At 66.3% G+C, this 13927-nt stretch carries 13 protein-coding genes, 1 tRNA gene and 2 pseudogenes; 7 read left to right on the forward strand and 9 right to left on the reverse strand.

Features of this window, described 5'->3' with window-relative positions; genetic code table 11:
- The first annotated feature begins 250 nt into the window (after positions 1–250).
- Positions 251–427 carry a hypothetical protein gene (locus tag G3A50_RS10995; RefSeq protein ID WP_163075321.1) on the forward strand — a complete coding sequence of 59 codons (177 nt, stop codon included), beginning with the start codon at positions 251–253 and terminating at the stop codon, positions 425–427.
- 24 nt (positions 428–451) lie between these two features.
- Here the strand turns inward: G3A50_RS10995 and G3A50_RS11000 are convergent, their stop codons facing one another.
- Positions 452–769, reverse strand: coding sequence for an FAD-dependent oxidoreductase (locus tag G3A50_RS11000; protein WP_246251608.1), 318 nt, complete (start codon positions 767–769; stop codon positions 452–454).
- The gene (locus G3A50_RS11005; RefSeq protein WP_163075322.1) at positions 762–1511 is read right to left on the reverse strand and encodes an ABC transporter ATP-binding protein; all 750 of its coding nucleotides are present in this window, start codon (positions 1509–1511) and stop codon (positions 762–764) included. The genes G3A50_RS11000 and G3A50_RS11005 overlap by 8 nt, the downstream gene beginning before the upstream one ends.
- Positions 1512–1634: 123 nt before the next feature.
- Here G3A50_RS11005 and G3A50_RS11010 point away from each other — a divergent pair.
- A pseudogene (locus G3A50_RS11010) lies at positions 1635–2215 on the forward strand (IS3 family transposase); the annotation flags it as partial.
- A gap of 386 nt (positions 2216–2601) precedes the next feature.
- Positions 2602–2874, forward strand: a pseudogene (locus tag G3A50_RS22620) (recombinase zinc ribbon domain-containing protein); the annotation flags it as partial.
- Between the two features lie 493 nt (positions 2875–3367).
- On the opposite strand, the gene G3A50_RS11020 reads toward G3A50_RS22620, so the two are convergent.
- The 3 genes from G3A50_RS11020 to G3A50_RS11030 all read right to left on the reverse strand — a co-directional run bounded on the left by G3A50_RS11020 (position 3368) and on the right by G3A50_RS11030 (position 6514).
- A tRNA-Arg gene (locus G3A50_RS11020) sits at positions 3368–3444 on the reverse strand.
- Between the two features lie 162 nt (positions 3445–3606).
- Positions 3607–4905 carry a glycoside hydrolase family 2 TIM barrel-domain containing protein gene (locus tag G3A50_RS11025; protein ID WP_163075323.1) on the reverse strand — a complete coding sequence of 433 codons (1299 nt, stop codon included), beginning with the start codon at positions 4903–4905 and terminating at the stop codon, positions 3607–3609.
- A 52-nt stretch (positions 4906–4957) separates the two neighbouring features.
- On the reverse strand, positions 4958–6514 hold the full coding sequence (locus G3A50_RS11030) for a sensor histidine kinase (RefSeq protein WP_163075324.1): 1557 nt from the start codon (positions 6512–6514) through the stop codon (positions 4958–4960).
- 512 nt (positions 6515–7026) lie between these two features.
- Between G3A50_RS11030 and rpmH the strand changes: the two genes are divergently transcribed.
- From rpmH to yihA, 4 genes are all read left to right on the forward strand, one after another.
- Positions 7027–7161 (forward strand): 50S ribosomal protein L34, encoded by a 135-nt coding sequence (gene rpmH / locus G3A50_RS11035; RefSeq protein WP_163075325.1) that lies wholly within the window; start codon positions 7027–7029, stop codon positions 7159–7161.
- Between the two features lie 62 nt (positions 7162–7223).
- A complete protein-coding gene (gene rnpA / locus G3A50_RS11040) occupies positions 7224–7634 on the forward strand; it encodes a ribonuclease P protein component (RefSeq protein WP_163075326.1) in 411 nt (136 codons plus the stop codon).
- Positions 7624–9441: a membrane protein insertase YidC gene (gene yidC, locus G3A50_RS11045; RefSeq protein WP_163075327.1), complete on the forward strand. Its 1818-nt coding sequence runs from the start codon at positions 7624–7626 to the stop codon at positions 9439–9441. The genes rnpA and yidC overlap by 11 nt, the downstream gene beginning before the upstream one ends.
- Positions 9442–9579: 138 nt before the next feature.
- On the forward strand, positions 9580–10233 hold the full coding sequence (gene yihA / locus G3A50_RS11050; RefSeq protein WP_163075328.1) for a ribosome biogenesis GTP-binding protein YihA/YsxC: 654 nt from the start codon (positions 9580–9582) through the stop codon (positions 10231–10233).
- Between the two features lie 208 nt (positions 10234–10441).
- Here yihA and G3A50_RS11055 read toward each other — a convergent pair whose 3' ends face one another.
- The 4 genes from G3A50_RS11055 to rpoN all read right to left on the reverse strand — a co-directional run bounded on the left by G3A50_RS11055 (position 10442) and on the right by rpoN (position 13877).
- Positions 10442–10768, reverse strand: a complete 327-nt coding sequence (locus tag G3A50_RS11055) for a helix-turn-helix domain-containing protein (RefSeq protein ID WP_163075329.1) — start codon at positions 10766–10768, stop codon at positions 10442–10444.
- A 65-nt stretch (positions 10769–10833) separates the two neighbouring features.
- On the reverse strand, positions 10834–11298 hold the full coding sequence (gene ptsN / locus G3A50_RS11060) for a PTS IIA-like nitrogen regulatory protein PtsN (protein ID WP_163075330.1): 465 nt from the start codon (positions 11296–11298) through the stop codon (positions 10834–10836).
- Positions 11299–11380: 82 nt separating this feature from the next.
- Positions 11381–11983 carry a ribosome hibernation-promoting factor, HPF/YfiA family gene (gene hpf, locus G3A50_RS11065; protein WP_163075331.1) on the reverse strand — a complete coding sequence of 201 codons (603 nt, stop codon included), beginning with the start codon at positions 11981–11983 and terminating at the stop codon, positions 11381–11383.
- Positions 11984–12161: 178 nt separating this feature from the next.
- Positions 12162–13877: an RNA polymerase factor sigma-54 gene (gene rpoN / locus G3A50_RS11070; RefSeq protein ID WP_163075332.1), complete on the reverse strand. Its 1716-nt coding sequence runs from the start codon at positions 13875–13877 to the stop codon at positions 12162–12164.
- Positions 13878–13927: the final 50 nt, after the last annotated feature.

The raw sequence follows: 13927 nt of genomic DNA on the forward strand, positions 1-13927 counted from the left end.
AAATCCAGGTTCTATTGAAGCTGAATCTTGGCATTTTTATCGAGCGTTCGAGTTCACGGATTTGTCATCGGGTTCATGTTCATTTGATATTAAAAGCAAACCGAAAACATCTGCTGCCGCCTTCCCTGATTAGTCGGGCTGAACTCGAAAGCCTCTCTGTCCGTTGGGTTGCCTTTGACAGGCAGAGTCGGCTGGGCTTGGCCGCCCCCTTCATCCGCTGCCCCCTGTGTCTTCTGGTCCGGAGGCAGACATGCCTTACGGGGCGCGTTCGGGGCGGGTTATGCCGGGTGAGCCCGTTCCGCCGCTGTTCGAGATCGGGGACGTGCGTTTCGCCATGAACGGACGCGATCTCATCGGTCCCATCACCCTCACGATCCTCACTGGCGCTCTCATCGGCCTGGCTGACCCATCCGCCGCGACGGCCTGAAACTGCCCGGCCAGATCGGCGACATCAGCGAGCCGGAACCAGAGTTCGAGAAGGATCCGGTGCGCCGTTCAGGTCCGTCGGTCCTGATAGCGAGGCCTTGGAATGATGCGAGATGACCAGCCCGTTGTTGCGCCCGGAGGCGGCGGAGCCGATCTCGTTGCCCTCGAGCAGGATCACGTTGGCGCCGCTGTCACGCGCCCCAAGAGCTGCGGCGAGGCCGGTGAAGCTGCCACCCACCACCAAAACGTCACAGGAGCGGTCGCCCGTCAGCGCCAACGCCGTGTGGCGGGCGACAGTGGTCTTGCACCACAGATGAGGGGTCTTCCAGTCGACCTCAAACACGCAGCGTTTCCTCGGTGGCGCCGCACAGATAGGCCTCGCCAAGTGCCGAATGAGCCGCAATGTCCTGCGCCGGCCCGTGGAGGCGGATCCGGCCGGTGTTGAGCAGATAGGCGTAGTCGCCGCATTTGAGGGCGCGTTGAACGTTCTGCTCGACCAGCAGGATCGAGATGCCCGCCTTCGACAGCTCGAGGATGATTCGGAAGATCTGGTGTACGATCTTCGGTGCGAGGCCAAGCGAGGGCTCGTCGAGCATCAAGAGCACCGGCTCGGCCATCAGCGCCCGGCCGATAGCGAGCATCTGCTGCTGCCCGCCGGACATGCGGCTCCCCACGCTGTTGCGTCGCTCCTTCAGGATCGGGAACAGCTCGAACACCTCGGCGCGCAGAGCCTCGAAACTCTTGCCGCCTCTCCCGATATGGGCGGCGACGAGGTTCTCCTCGACGGTGAGCCGCTGAAATATCTGCCAGCCCTCCCGGCAGTGGGTCAGGCCGAGCCGCACCACCTGCTCCGGCTTTGCGCCGGTGATGTCCCGCCCGTCGAAGGTGACATGCCCGGCGCTGGCGCTCGCGACACCAGAGATTGAATTGAGCAGGGTCGTCTTGCCCGCCCCGTTGGGTCCGAGGATGACCACGATCTCCTGCCGGTCGACCTCGAGGTCGATGCCTTCAAGAACGCTGACGCGGCCGTATCCCGAGCTGAGTCCGGCGATCTTGAGCAGCGGTTCGGATGTCGTCGATGTCATTGTCGGTTCCGAGATAGGCGAGCCGAACGTCGGTACTGTGCTGCACCTCCGCAGGGGTATGGCCTGCCCCCTGAAAAGTGGTCCTCCGTGAAGTAGGCTTTCGGGCCTTTGGAGGATGGCGCAATGGCGCAGAAGAAGCACAAGCCGGAAGAGATCGTCGCGAAGCTTCGGCAGGTCGACGTTCTGGTGTCGCAGGGGCGCCCCGTTGCCGAAGCGATCCGGGCGATCGGGGTGACGTCGTTCACGTATTACCGCTGGCGCAAGGAGTTCGGCGGGCTGAAGAGCGACCAGGTCAAGCGGCTGCGGAAGGCGGTCTCGGATCTGACGCTCGAGAAGCTGATCCTGAAGGAAGCTGCGGCGGGAAACTTCTGAGCCCCGCCCGGCGCCGTCGCTGCGTCGAACACGTCGTGAGCAAGCTCGGCGTGTCGGAACGGCTGGCGTGCCGGGTTCTGGGGCAACATCGATCGACCCAACGCAAGGTGCCGGAGGGCCGTGCCGACGAGGCGGCCCTGACCGCGGACATCGTCGAACTCGCCACCCGGTACGGACGCTATGGCTATCGCCGGATCACGGCCTTGCTGCACGCCGCCGGGTGGGCGGTGAACGTCAAGCGGGTGGAGCGGATCTGGCGGCGGGAGGGGCTCAAGGTGCCGCACAAGCAACCGAAGAAAGGCCGACTATGCATTAGGGTCAAACTGGACCACTCAATCGGGGCAGGCCACTGGCTTCGGTGTCTCAGCACCAGCGCCAGAAGAATGGCGAGCAGACGAAGAACCGCATGCGCGCGCGTGTGCAGAATGGATATTGGGTGTTTCAGGCTCCGGTCGGCGACCGCTACGAGCGCGTCAGCGGACACGGGAAGATTCTCGTGCGCGACGAGCCTAACGCTTCGGTCTTGCAGGAAGCACTCGAAGGCTATGCCTCGGGGCGCTTTGCGACTCAGGTCGAAGTGAAACGCTTCCTTGAGCGGCAGCCGTCATTCCTCAAGGACTTGCCGAACGGCGAAATCCGCAATCAGCGTGTCAACGACATGCTGACGCGCGTTGTCTATGCCGGATATGTCGAAGCGCCATCATGGGGCGTTGCCCTGATGAAAGGAAAGCACGACGGCCTGATATCCTTCGAGACTTTCGAGAAGATACAGGCGCGGCTGAAAGGCAACGCGAAAGCGGCGGCGCGCAAAGACATAAGTTCGGATTTCCCGCTTCGGGGATTCAATCTCTGCGAAGATTGCGGCAAGCCGCTCACGACGCGCTGGTCGAAAAGCCAGACGGGCAAGGTCTATCCCTATTACCTTTGTGCGACGAAGGGATGCGAGAGCTATCGCAAGTCCATCAAGCGCGAAGAGTTGGAGAGTGAGTTTGAGGACGTGTTACAGCGCCTGGAGCCGTCAGAGAGTCTGTTCAAGCTCGTGAAGGCGATGTTCAAGGACGCATGGGATGCGCGCCTTGCACAGGCTTCGCAGAGCGCGAAGACGCTGCGCGCCGGTATCGTCACCATCGAAAAGCAGATCGCTGCCCTGCTCGACCGCATTGTCGAATCTGGCAATCGGTCTGTGATCGCTGCTTACGAGAAGCGCGTCTCCAAGCTTGAGAATGAGAAGATTCTGGCAGAGGAAAAACTCGCCCAAAACGGCAAGCCAAAGCACACCTTCGAGGAGTCGTTCGAACTCGCGATGGCGTTTCTTTCAAGCCCTTGGAATATATGGGAAAACTCCGACATTCTGGGCAAGAAAACAGTGCTCAGACTGGCCTTTTTGGAGCCTATTGCATACTGCCGGAATCAGGGACTTCGAACTCCCACTTTAGCCTTTTCATTCAAGGCTTTAGAGGGGATTTACAGTGGAAAAAGCGAGATGGCGCGCCCGAAGAGATTCGAACTCCTGACCCCCAGATTCGTAGTCTGGTGCTCTATCCAGCTGAGCTACGGGCGCCTTGCCCACTTTTGTGATGGGCAAATCTCTCTGTCAAACCGTGCGGCGACGTCGAGGGCCCGTGAGCTACCCCGTTTCGCTGCGTATTGCAATATCCCCCACGCAGCAGAATGCGCATGCGCTGTCTTCTCCACCGCGAAGGCGCCGCCGGGGCGTGGATGTTCAGCGGATCTCAAACGGCAGATTGGCGGTGGCGGCGGCGCCGTGTGGGTCGGTCAGTTCGACAAAAAGCCGGTAATGCCCTGGGGATAGGGAGCCGATGCCGGCGCTATTGAGGTTTCCATCCCGAACCGCGCCGGGAAAGGTTGGCGGAACGCGTTCGGCATCGCCGCCGATGCCGGCTGCGCGGCTTTCCGCCATCACGGTCCAGGTCGCGGTGAGGGGGTCTCCATCAGGATCGGAGGCTTCCAGTTCCACGCGTCCCGGCGCCTTGGCGGGCCAGGAGGCGAAGGGCGCGCTGGGGTCCCCGGCGACGCGCAGCCAGGCGATGCGGGGCGCGTGATTGCCGCCCGGCGTGTGCCCGCCCCAGGCATCGGCCATCGCCTCGGAGGCTTCCAGCCACGCGCCATTGGCCAGACGCAGGCTGTGCCAGCTCGGTGTGACCTCCTGCTTCTGTCCCCACAGGAAGAGGATGGTGCCGACGTCTTCATCGCCCAAGGCTTTGAGATAACGACGGAATTGAATGGCCTTCTGGGTCGAGCTGGGCTCAAAGGGGGCGCCCCAGGGCGTGGCAGCGGCCTGCCATTGGCCGAGGGCGCCGAGCTCGGTGATGACGATCGGCCCGGTCCAGCCCTGCCCGCGGGCGCGGGAGGGGGCGGTGTACAGTGCGTCGCCATAGGAGTTGATGCCCAGCACGTCGATGTGTGGCGCATGGGCTCGCAGCAGGGCGACTTTGTCGGTGCCGGTCTCGGCGAGGACCGCGAGCGTGGGATGCGCGGGGTCGCGCCGCTTCACCATCGCGGCGACTTTCTCGATTTCCGGCCAGACCGGAGCGGGGTCCGCGAGGTCGACCTCGACCTCGTTGCCGATGCCCCACATCAGCACGGCCGGATGATTTTTGTATGCATCAACAATGGCTTGGAGATCATCCAGCTGGCGCGCGACGAAGCCGGGGTCGGTGTAATCGGCCCCCTGGCGCGGCTGGCCGACCCATAGGCCGACGATCACCTTGAGCCCGGCCCGGGCGGCGGCGTCGAGGGTTGGCCCAGGGTCCTCGCCATAGGTGCGGATGGTGGTGGCCCCGAGGGCCTTGAGCTCGGCAAGGGGGCCGTTTCCCGCCGCGCCGCGCACCGCGAAGGGGCGGCCATCGACGAGAATCCGCGCGCCATCGATGCGGATCTCGGCCATGTCGTCGGCGTGGAGCGTGAGGGTTGTGAGGTGGAGCGTGAGGACGGTGAGGAGCGCGAGGAGCGTGCGGCCGCGCCTCGGGCCCCCGGCTGCGCGCTCTCCCGCCAGGGTCATCGCGCGGGTCACCCTCTCGTCGCCAGGCCGGCCCTGCCTGCGCCGGTCCGGTTCAGCCATGCGAGCGCTGGGCGCGGTGGGCGTCGAGGTCGACGGGGCGGTCGGGCAGGCGAAGCTGGAAGGTGGCGCCGATGGTTCCCGGCACGAGCTGGATGTCGCCGCCATGGGCCTGCATCAGCTCGGCAGCGATGGCGAGGCCAAGGCCGGTTCCCCCGCGCCGCGCGGAGCCCTGGAAGGGCTCGAACAGGTGGGCGCGGGCGCGCTGGGGCACGCCGGGGCCGGTGTCGGCCACCTCGATGACGACGATGGCGCCTTCGCGGCGGCCGGTGATCCGGATCTGGTCGCGCTCGGGGTCGTTCGGGGCGCGGGCGGCAAGCGCATCCATGGCGTTGCGCGAGAGATTGAGCAGGATGCGAAACAGCTGGTCCGGGTCGGCGTCGACCATGAGGCCGCGCTCGATCGATTCGATCCAGCCAATGGTGCTGGTCTCCTCGCCGAGGCCCAGCGTGCCGCGTACCTCGCCCACCAGCGCGGCAAGGGCGACCATGCGCCGCTGCGGGGCGGGCTCCACCGCCTTTCCATAGGCCAGGGTGTGCTCGCAATAGGCGATGGCGCGATCGAGGGCGGCCTCCAGCTTGGGGGTGAAGCGCTGCACGGCGGGGTCGTCGATGTCGGCAAGGCGGTCGGAGATGAGCTGCACCGAGGCCAGCAGGTTGCGCAGGTCGTGATTGATCTTCGAGACCGCGAGGCCGAGGGCGGCGAGATGGGTCTTCTGCTGCAGTGTGTCGGTGATCTGCTGCTGCATGGTGACGAACTCGCGCTCGGCCTGGCCGATCTCGTCCATGCGGCCCACCGGTTCAAGCTCCAGCGCGGGAAGGGCCGGGTTCTCGCGGAAGGCGATCATGCGCCGTGTAAGCCGGCGCATCGGCCGGACAAACATCCAGGCGAGGCCGAGATAGACCAGCGCGCCGGTGAGCGCGGTGATGATGAGCGAGATCAGCAGCACGTTGCGGGTGAAGCGCAGCATCGCCTTGCGCAGCGGGGTCTCGTCGATGACGATTTCCACGAAGCCGCCGCCGCGCGGGGCGGTGCCGACCACGCGAAGGGTGCGCCCGTCCCGCGCGAGCAGCGTGTCGAACGCCTCGGACACCGCGAACCAGGGCGACACATCGCGCAGATCCGCATGGTGGTCGACATGGGGGGGCATGTCGGTGGAGGCGAGCAGCCGGCGCGTATCGTCGCGCTTGAGCGCCACCGTGATGGCCCCGACGCTGCCCAGCAGCTCACGGGTGAGCTGGGGCGGGATCATGTCTTCCGGCGCGGCATCGAGCACCAGCGCGGCGGTGCGCGCCCCCGCCAGCCGGTCCGAGAGCCAGTTGATGCGGAAGGCGGCCACGGCCGGCACGATGATAAGCACCTCGGCCAGCATGATGAAGGCGAGGGTGAAAGCGAGCAGCTTGCCCGACAGCCCGAGATGGCGCGCGGAGGAGGGGCGTGCGACATCCGCCGCCACAAGGGTGTCGGCCGCCGCACGGGCTTCCTCCGGCCCTTCCGGGGGTCCCGGAGGCAGCGCCGACGACCCGTCCTGAACGTGCACGCGCCTGTTCATCTCACCTCGCCGTGCCCGGATGACCGCGAATGGTCCGGCTTCCCGCCGGGCGGTGGCCGCCCTGATTCCCGCATCGGACCCGACGAATGCGGCAACGCAAGGACACCTCTCATTCGCGTGATATAGTACGCGCTGTGGCCGTGGACAGATCTGCGAACGCCGATCCTTGATTTAGCTTCCCATTTTTCCGGCCGGGGGATGTCGCCGTCGCACGGCGGGTTTCGCCCGCGGCGTGGGGCGGTGAGGACCTGCGGCGACGACTTGCGGCCCGCCGCGAGGCTTTGATTCCTCGCGCTACGTCAGACCCGCCGGTGTGCCGCCGCGCCGCCGGAACCTTGCGCGACGTGATTGACTCGCGCGGGCGCCGCCCCTATAAGCCGCCCCGAACCTCGGCTGCCCGGCGGTCGGGTGGTCCCCCTATTTGCGCATCGGTACCGTGGCGTTTTCGCGGCTGGCCGGATCAGGGGTGACTCTCGAACCGGTGGCCTAACCATTAAAGCGGAGAAGAACCCGTGAAGCGCACTTATCAACCGAGCAAGCTCGTGCGCGCCCGTCGGCACGGCTTTCGTGCGCGCATGGCGACCAGCAACGGCCGTAAGATTCTGAACGCCCGCCGGGCTCATGGTCGTAAGCGCCTTTCGGCCTGACGTCCGATTTCGGCCCCCTATGGCTGGGGCCGCTGCCCTGCTGCCTGAAGATCGGCGCCCGTATGCACCGGCTCGTCAAGCGCAAAGACTTTCTGGCCGCAGCCGCCGGGCTGCGCGCCAACGCAGGGCCGCTGCTGTTGCAGGCCCGCGACCGCGCGGACGAAGCTGCGCCGCGCATTGGACTGACCGTCACGAAAAAACACGGCAACGCCGTGGAGCGTAACCGCATTCGTCGGCGCCTGCGCGCCGCTGTGCGTGACGCCTTGCCGCGCGCGGGACGGGCGGGTTTCGACTATGTGATAGTCGCCCGCCGCGCCGCACTCGCTGCGCCCTTCATCGATCTCGTAAACGACATAGAGCGGGGCATCGCCCGGCTTCACTCAGGAAGCCGGCGCAAGCCCAGGCTCGCGACGTCAGACATGGCACCGCCGCCCGACCCGGCGTCGACGGAGAGAACTGCCCATGACCAGTGAAAACCGCAACATGATCGTCGCCATCGTCTTGTCGATGGCGGTGCTGATCGCCTGGCAGTTTTTCTCCGGCGTCCCCCAGATGGAGGCGCAGCGCCAGCAGCAGGCCCAGGAGCAGACAGCCCAGCAGGCGGCCCAGCCGGGCGCCCAGTCTGCCGCCCCCGCGCCGGGAACTGTCGCCCCCGCCCCCGCGGCTCTGCCGCCGAAGGCGATGACCCGTGCCGAAGCGCTGGCCCGCTCGCCGCGCGTCGCCATCGACACCCCGCGCGTCATCGGTTCGGTGTCGCTGAAGGGCGGGCGCGTCGACGACCTTTCGCTGAAGGATTATCGGGAGACGGTGGACCCCACCAGCCCGATCATCGTGCTGCTCTCGCCCTCGGGCGGGCCGAACCCGTTCTACGCCGAATTCGGCTGGGTGCCGGGCGCCGGCTCGAACGTGAAGGTGCCGGGCTCCGACACGGTCTGGACCGCCCCCGAAGGCGCCACGCTGACGCCGACCACGCCGCTGGTGCTGAGCTACGACAATGGCGAGGGCCTGACCTTCCTGCGCACCATCTCGATCGACGAGAACTACATGTTCCATGTGGTCGACGAGGTGGACAACGCGACCGGCGAGCAGATCGCGCTGCATCCCTATGCGCTGGTCTCGCGCCACGGCACGCCGCACACGCTGGGCTACTACATCCTGCATGAAGGCCTGATCGGGGTGACCACCGACGGCGGCCTGCACGAGATCAAGTACAAGGACATTGCCGAGAAGAAGAGCCAGACCTTCCCCTCTGTCGGCGGCTGGCTCGGCATCACCGACAAGTACTGGGCGGCGACCGTCATTCCCGGTTCGGAAGAAAAGGTGCAGGCGCGCTTCTCCGCGACGCAGACCGGCAATGACCTGATCTACCAGACCGACTTCCTGGGCGATGCCGTCACGGTGGCGCCCGGCGCCAAGGCGACCACGGACGGGCGCCTGTTCGCCGGCGCCAAGGTGGTGCGCGTGGTGGATGGCTACCAGAAGCAGTACAACATCGACCGCTTCGACCTGCTGATCGACTGGGGCTGGTTCTATTTCATTACCAAGCCGATGTTCATCGTCATCGACTGGATCTATCACCTGGTCGGCAATTTCGGCCTCGCGATCCTGGCCGTGACGGTGCTGGTGAAGCTGATCTTCTTCCCGCTCGCCAACAAGAGCTACGCCTCGATGGCGAAGATGAAGGCGGTGCAGCCGGAGATCCAGGGCCTGCGCGAGCGCTATGGCGACGACAAGGTCAAGCTCCAGCAGGCGATGATGGAGATCTACAAGAAGGAGAAGATCAACCCGGTGGCCGGCTGCCTGCCGATCGTGATCCAGATCCCGGTGTTCTTCTCCCTCTACAAGGTGCTGTTCGTCACCATCGAAATGCGGCACGCGCCGTTCTTCGGCTGGATCAAGGACCTCTCGGCCCCCGATCCGACGACGATCTTCAACCTGTTCGGCCTCATTCCCTGGGACCCGGCGACGGTGCCGGTGATCGGGCACTTCCTGATGCTTGGCGTGTGGCCGATCATCATGGGTTGCACCATGTGGGCGCAGATGAAGCTGAACCCCGCCCCGCCGGATCCGACCCAGAAGATGATCTTCGACTGGATGCCGCTGATCTTTACCTTCATGCTGGCCGGCTTCGCCTCGGGCCTGGTGATCTACTGGGCGTGGAACAACACGCTCTCGGTGATCCAGCAGTCGATCATCATGCGCAAGAATGGCGTGAAGGTTGAATTGTGGGGCAATCTCAAGAGCATGTTCGTCCGCGACAAGAAACCAAAAGCGGGATAGCGACCGCGCCCCGCGCGCGGACGGGCTGACGGGATATGGCGGCGGGGACGGCCCAGGGGGCGGTCCCCGCCGCGCTCGTTTCGGCCCGTGCGCACGCTTCGTCTTGCGGAACCGGCCGGGCCGGACGATAAGCGGTGGATGAACGAGACCGATATGTCAGACGAACTGATCGAGGCCGGGCGCAAGCTCTTCGCCGGCGATTGGCAATTCCTCGCCGCCGCCCCGTCGATCCCGACCCTGCCGCCGATGCAGGGCATCGAGATCGCGCTGGCCGGGCGCTCCAATGTGGGCAAGTCGAGCCTGGTCAATGCGCTGACCGGGCGCAAGGCGCTGGCGCGGACCTCGGTGACGCCGGGACGTACGCAGGAGCTGATCTTCTTCCGCCTCGGCCCGCAGCTGACGCTGGTGGACATGCCCGGCTACGGCTTTGCCAAGGCGCCGAAGGACAAGGTCGACGCCTGGACCGAGTTGGTCCACGCCTTCCTGCGGGGGCGGGCGAATCTGGCGCGGGTGTTCGTGCTGATCGATTCCCGCCACGGACTGAAGCCGATCGACACCGACATGCTGGACGGGCTCGACCGGGCGGCGTGCTCCTATGCCATCGTGCTGACCAAGGCCGACCAGCTCAGGCCGCCGGCGCTGGCGGAGCGCATCGCCGAGACCGAGGCCGCGCTGATTCGCCGGCCGGCGGCATTCCCCACCGTGTTCGCGACCTCCAGCCGCGAGGGCACCGGCATCGCCGATCTGCGTGCGGCGGTGGTGCGGCTGATGGCCGAGCGCGGCGCGAGCTGAGCGGGCGGCGCGGCGGATCCGCCATCGCTGTATATATTACGTAACGTAAAGTTGACGGGAATCCCGCGCCCTGTGGCGGTCTCCCGCCGCGAGCGGGGGCAATTCGGGCCCACGCGTCGTGGCGTGGGGGCCGGGCACGCAGGCGGCTGCGCGAATCGCTGCCGGCCGGCGAAACAGCGGGCCGCGCGGCAGGGCGCCGAGCGCCGGGTCAAACGTCGTTGGCGGAGCTGAGCTGCTCGCTGGGAATGTAGCCGCCCTTCTGGCTCAGGCGCAGGCCGCGCCCGCCGCCGGAGCTGGGCTCGCCGGATCCGAGGAACTCGATGCCGGCTTCCTCGAAGGTGCGGCGCAGGCGCTCCGCCTCGCCCGGATCGCGGTCGGTGCCGGGCTCGCGGCCCTGTTCGAACGCCTCCAGCCACGCCGCCGTCACATGGGCGCGTCCGGCAAGCTCCTCCTGGCTCCAATTCAGCATGGCACGCGCGGCGCGGCACTGGGCCGGGTCAAGGGTGAGATTGGCGGGAAAGCTGGTTTCATCCATGTGGGGCGTTCCTGAGAGCCTTCCTGGGCGGTTCCCGCCGGGAGTTGGCGCACGCGGCGCGGAGCTCAGGCGGCGTCGGTCGCCGCCTCTCCGGTGAGGATGGAATAGATCGTGCTGGCTTCGCGCGAGGTGCGCAGCTTTCGCGCCACCTCCGGATCGCGCAGCAGGCGTGCGACGCGGGCCAGTGCCTTGAGGTGGTCGGCGCCCGCCGCTTCCGGGGCGAGCAGCAGGAAGATGAGATCCACCGGCTCGCCGTCCAGCGCCTCGAAATCGACCGGCTTCTCCAGCCGGGCGAACATGCCGAACAGCCGGTCCATCTTGGCCAGCTTGCCGTGGGGAATCGCGATGCCGCTGCCGACCCCCGTGGAGCCGAGACGCTCACGCTGGTTCAGCGTCTCGAAAATCTCGCGCTCGTCCCGCTTCAGTATCTCCGCGGCATGGGCCGCCAGTTCCTGAAGCGCCTGCTTCTTGCTGGCTACCCGAAGGGCGGGGAAAACGGCAGACAACGCCAGAATGTCATTCAGCGCCATGGGAGAATCCGGATCGTGGCAGCGGGGCGTGGCGCGCGCACGGCTTTGCTCGCGCGCGCGCGCCGATCAGATCGGTGGCAGGTCAATGCACGTCATCCGCCTTGGCTGTGGCCGGCGGATCGACCCAGCCCACATGGCCATCGGCGCGGCGGTAGACCACGTTGATGCGGCCATGGCCGGCATGGCGGAACACGATGGCGCTGGCGCCGGAGAAATCCAGCTCAAGCACCGCGTCGCTGACCGAGAACTGCGGCAGGTCGGCATTGGCTTCGCAGACCACGGTGGGGCTCCACCCGTCGAGATCCACCTCGTCGGTTTCCTCGTGGTCGGGAACGGAAAGCACGGTGAGCGGCATGCTCTCGGCGGCAAGGGTGATCGCCTCGCCATTGGGCGTGCGTCGCTTCACACGGCTCTTGTAGCGGCGCAGGCGCGACTCGATCCGCTCCACCGCCGCGTCGGCGCTGGAATAGGGATCCTGCGCGTCCGCATGGGCCTGCAGGATGGTGCCGCTGTCGAGATGCAGCGCGCAGTCGGAGCGATAGCCCGACCCTTCCCGCGCGACGGTGACATGGCCTGACCAGCCGCCGTCGAAGTACTTGCCCATGGCGCCGGCGACGCGGTCGGAGACCCGCTGTCGCAACGCTTCACCTACATCGAGATTTTTCCCAGAAACCCGCAGCGGCATCGTGACTAGTTCCTCTGCTGGAGCAGGTGGCGGTGGCATTCACGTAACATGGCGCCCCGCAACCCGCCCGAACCCCCTACTTGCCCGGCCGGTGCTTAAAAGTGGTAGGAGCCGCGAGGGAAAGTGTCAACGAGGGCGGTGGATAGGTTCATCGCCGCCCCGCTCAAAACCGCCGAGTTCAGCCCGCCGCCATGGCCGCCTGCTTCTCCCGGCGGCGCTGCACCGAGGAGGGAATGCGCATGGCTTCACGATACTTGGCCACCGTGCGCCGGGCGATGTCGATGCCCGCTTCGCGCAGGAGTTGCACCAGCGTGTCGTCGGAGAGCACGCTGTCGGGCGACTCGGCATCGATCATCTGCTTGATGCGGAAGCGCACCGATTCGGCCGAATGAGCCTCGCCGCCATCGGAGGAAGAGATCGACGAGGAGAAGAAGTACTTCATCTCGAAGATGCCGCGGGGCGTGGCCATGTACTTGTTCGAGGTGACGCGCGAGACGGTGGATTCGTGCATGCCGATCGCGTCGGCCACCATGCGCAGGTTCAGCGGGCGCAGGTGCTGCACGCCAAGGGTGAGAAACGCGTCCTGCTGGCGCACGATCTCGATCGCGACCTTGAGGATGGTGCGCGCGCGCTGGTCCAGCGAGCGGGTCAGCCAGGTCGCGGTCTGCATGCAGTCGGTGAGGAAGGCCTTCTCGCGGTCGTTGCGCGTCGCCTTCTGCACCCGCGAGTAATAGGCCTGGTTCACCAGCACGCGCGGCAGGGTGTCGGAGTTGAGCTCCACCAGCCAGTTGTCGGCGGTGCCGCGCACGAAGACATCGGGCACGATGGGCTGGATGACGCCGGAACCGAAGGCAAGACCGGGCTTGGGGTTGAGCCGGCGGATCTCGCTGACCATTTCGGCCAGATCCTCGTCATCGACGCCGCACACCCGCTTCAAGGTGCCGAACTCGCGCCGCGCCAGCAACTCCAGATGGCTCAGCAGCGCCGCCATGGCGGGGTCGTACCGGTTGCGTTCCTTGAGCTGGAGCGCGAGGCACTCCGACAGCGACCGCGCGCCGATGCCCGGCGGATCGAAGCTCTGGATCGTTTCCAGCACCCTCGCCACGGTCGCCATCGGCGCGCCGAGGCGCTCGGCCACCATGGACACTTCGCCCGATAGATAGCCGGCTTCGTCAATGAGATCGATGAGGTTGACGCCGATCAGACGCTCGGCGGGATCAAGGATGGCGAGCGAGAGCTGGGCTTCGAGATGATCGGCGAGGGTGGTCTCGGTGGGGATGAAGGCTTCGAGATTGTAGCCCTCCTCATCGCGCCCCCCGCCGCCCACGCCCGCCCATTCGGAATAGGACGGGCCTTCGCCGGCCGGCACCGTGGGGGCGGCCGGCTCGCGGCCATTGTCGTCGGGGTAGATGTTCTCGAGGGTGGTGTCGAGCCGGTCCTCGATGGTGCTGCGGCTGGAATCGAGTCGTTCCTCCAGCCAGTCGGAATCGTCGCGTTCGGGCAGCGCGGCCTCATGGCCCTCGGTGCGGGCGTCGCCATCGCGGGTTTCCTGAGGATCGCGGAAATCCTGCGCGTCACGGAAATCCTGGGCGTCGCGAAGATCCTGCCCGTCGCGAAACTCCTGCGTCTCGCCGAATTCCTGGGTGCCGCTGGCTTCCTGGTTCTCGCGGCTGCCGCTGTCCTCGCCGGTGTCCGCCCCTGCCTCGGGTTCCTGCGTGCGCTCGCCATTCGGCTCGACCTGGCGCTCCAGCATCGGATTGCGCTCAAGCTCCGCCTCGACATAGGCCACCAGGTCGAGATTGGACAGCTGAAGCAGCTTGATGGCCTGCATCAGCTGCGGCGTCATCACCAGCGACTGGGTCTGGCGAAATTCGAGACGCGGACTCAGCGACATGAAACGCGTTCTCCGGAGACGTCGAAGGGGACGATGGGCGGAGCGGCGGC

This window comes from Ancylobacter pratisalsi (assembly GCF_010669125.1).
GTDB classification, from domain to species: domain Bacteria; phylum Pseudomonadota; class Alphaproteobacteria; order Rhizobiales; family Xanthobacteraceae; genus Ancylobacter; species Ancylobacter pratisalsi.

What these genes read in the sequence shown, in the direction of transcription:
- G3A50_RS11055 (WP_163075329.1), bottom strand. Translation starts at nt 10,768, where the DNA reads ATGGATGAAACCAGCTTTCCCGCCAATCTCACCCTTGACCCGGCCCAG.
- yihA (WP_163075328.1), top strand. Translation starts at nt 9,580, where the DNA reads ATGAACGAGACCGATATGTCAGACGAACTGATCGAGGCCGGGCGCAAG.
- yidC (WP_163075327.1), top strand. Translation starts at nt 7,624, where the DNA reads ATGACCAGTGAAAACCGCAACATGATCGTCGCCATCGTCTTGTCGATG.
- hpf (WP_163075331.1), bottom strand. Translation starts at nt 11,983, where the DNA reads ATGCCGCTGCGGGTTTCTGGGAAAAATCTCGATGTAGGTGAAGCGTTG.
- G3A50_RS11030 (WP_163075324.1), bottom strand. Translation starts at nt 6,514, where the DNA reads ATGAACAGGCGCGTGCACGTTCAGGACGGGTCGTCGGCGCTGCCTCCG.
- G3A50_RS11025 (WP_163075323.1), bottom strand. Translation starts at nt 4,905, where the DNA reads ATGACCCTGGCGGGAGAGCGCGCAGCCGGGGGCCCGAGGCGCGGCCGC.
- ptsN (WP_163075330.1), bottom strand. Translation starts at nt 11,298, where the DNA reads ATGGCGCTGAATGACATTCTGGCGTTGTCTGCCGTTTTCCCCGCCCTT.
- G3A50_RS10995 (WP_163075321.1), top strand. Translation starts at nt 251, where the DNA reads ATGCCTTACGGGGCGCGTTCGGGGCGGGTTATGCCGGGTGAGCCCGTT.
- G3A50_RS11005 (WP_163075322.1), bottom strand. Translation starts at nt 1,511, where the DNA reads ATGACATCGACGACATCCGAACCGCTGCTCAAGATCGCCGGACTCAGC.
- rpoN (WP_163075332.1), bottom strand. Translation starts at nt 13,877, where the DNA reads ATGTCGCTGAGTCCGCGTCTCGAATTTCGCCAGACCCAGTCGCTGGTG.
- rnpA (WP_163075326.1), top strand. Translation starts at nt 7,224, where the DNA reads ATGCACCGGCTCGTCAAGCGCAAAGACTTTCTGGCCGCAGCCGCCGGG.